Annotated in this window: 1 protein-coding gene; it reads right to left on the reverse strand. The window is 64.2% G+C overall.

The window, feature by feature from the left end:
- Positions 1-410: 410 nt before the first annotated feature.
- Positions 411-1,805, reverse strand: coding sequence for an IS1380 family transposase (locus tag VN856_RS11765; RefSeq protein WP_325689157.1), 1,395 nt, complete (start codon positions 1,803-1,805; stop codon positions 411-413).
- Positions 1,806-2,094: the final 289 nt, after the last annotated feature.

Consider the following 2,094-nt stretch of genomic DNA (forward strand, 5'->3'; position numbering starts at 1 on the left):
CGTGCGGCGATCTCGTCGTTGCCCAGCCCCTCGACGGCATAGAGCACGATCTTGGCCCGCACGACGTGTGAATACGGTGACGTATATCTGCGGGCACGCCCTTCCAACTCGATGCGCTCAGCATCGGTCAGTATGAGGCGATATGGACTGCTTCGTGGCATGTCATTCCCTCCTCGAGGGAACCATGACACGGGACCGGACGAAAGTGTGGGATCTAAATTACGTCACTGTAATTATGTCAGCGACCACTTAGCCTGGATGCACCGATGCGCTGCGGGTGTGGAGTTGAATTTGGTTGTGTGCCTTGAAGTAGAGGTGGGTCGTCGTGTGGGCGTGGGTGATGGCCCGGCCTTGGTGTCGGGTTGTTCCTGTGGGTCTTTCGTGTCGAGGGGCGGCTGGAGGCGTCCGGGTTAGGCGAGGATCGGCGTGTTGTGTCGAGATAGGTTGTTGAACAGGGTGTTCCAGGCCGATTCCCATGGCCAGTTCCGGGGTAGGTGCAGGGTCAGTCGCCGGGCCGAGGATGCGATGCGTGCCGGGACTGTGATCAGGGTGGCGCGGATGGTGGCGGTGCGGGCTTTGGCCAGTGCGGGTCCGGTGATGGTGGCTGCGGCGCGGGTGAGGTTGAACGCCATCACTGCGGCTACCAGCCAGGCGGCGTTGGCGTTGAAACGTCCCGAGGGCAGGTGCGCCAGGGCAGAGTCTTTGAGGTCGGCGTGGACCTGCTCGATGATCGCGTGGCCGCGGTGGGTCTTGTCGGCGCTAACGGTGTCCAGGTCGCTGGTGGTGAAGAACGCGTGGAAACGCCAGGTGCCGAACAGGGCGCCTTGGCCGTGGTTGCTGCTGGGGTTGAGGTCGGGGATGCGGCGCACCACCAACCGGCCCGGGATCTGCTCGGTGGCCTTTCTGGAGCTAAACGCGGTGAACGCGATCTCGGCGACCTCGGCGCGGGAGATCCATTGCCGGGTGGTTTCGTCGTAGACGGCGTCGGTGTACTCGATGGGTGTCCAGTCCTGCTCGCCGATCGCGGCGATCGCGGTCTTGACCGTTGAGTCCAGGCGCACGGTGATCGACACCTGGGCCCCGCCGCGGATCGCCGCCGCCACGGAGGGGTGTCCGTAGAACGCGGAATCGGCCCGCAGCAGCACCGCTTGTGTCGTCTCAGTCGAACGCAGACGCCGCACGGTGGCCAGGGTGTCGGCCACGATCCGGGCAGCTCCGCGGGCAGACCCGCATGCGCCTTTGCGGAGTCGCTGCCCGAGGATCACCGGTGCGGCGTGTTCGGTGGTGACGGTGGCGATCAGAGCGTTGAGTCCCCGCACTCCGGAGTAGCCGTAACCCGATCCTTGTTTGGCGTAGCCGTGCACTTCGATGACGGTGTCGTCGAGGTCGACCAGTACAGGACCGTTGATCCCGGCCAGTACTGGGGTTCGACCGTGCAGTCCGGTCACCAGTCGGTCTGCCACGGCATCGAGTTGGCGGACGTGACCGAAGCTGAATTCCCGCAGGAATGACCCCAACGTCGAGGGCGCATACGGGCGGTCGAACAGGGACCTCATCGCCCCGTGCCGCAACAGGGCCATGTCCGCGATGCTGTCTGCACCGGCGACCATGCCCGCGACCAGCGCGCTCACCTTCGCCCCGGCGTTGGCGCCCCTGTCGGTCGGCAGGCTCAGGTGCTTCTCGGCCAACGCCGCCAGGCCGCACTGCTGGGCCAACGACACGATCGGGACCAGCCCGGCGCACGACACCAGATTCGGGTCGTCGAAGATCGCCGACGCTACGGGCCGACTATGAGATAGTTGCATCGACGAGATGCCCTTCGTTGTGGCCGAATTTGATCCTGGAGAAATCTCATTCTTCCACCACGACAGGGCATTTCGCCGCTACGACCCACCCCAGACCCATACCACATCGGTGCATCCAGGCTAAGGAGCACCCTAATTGACCACCACCAATACTCCCGGTGCCGTACCCGGTTGCGTATCCGGTTCCGTACAACGCAGCGACGACCCGAACGTCCATGGCGTCGCCGAGACGAAGGCTTTTTTCAAGACGACCAAGTTCATCGTCTTCATCGTCGCGACCGTCGGGGGG

Source organism: Mycobacterium sp. (assembly GCF_035603715.1).
In the GTDB taxonomy this organism is placed as follows: domain Bacteria; phylum Actinomycetota; class Actinomycetes; order Mycobacteriales; family Mycobacteriaceae; genus Mycobacterium.

Bases quoted from the DNA above. Each gene is read 5' to 3' on its own strand.
- VN856_RS11765 (WP_325689157.1), bottom strand. From the start codon at position 1,805: ATGCAACTATCTCATAGTCGGCCCGTAGCGTCGGCGATCTTCGACGAC.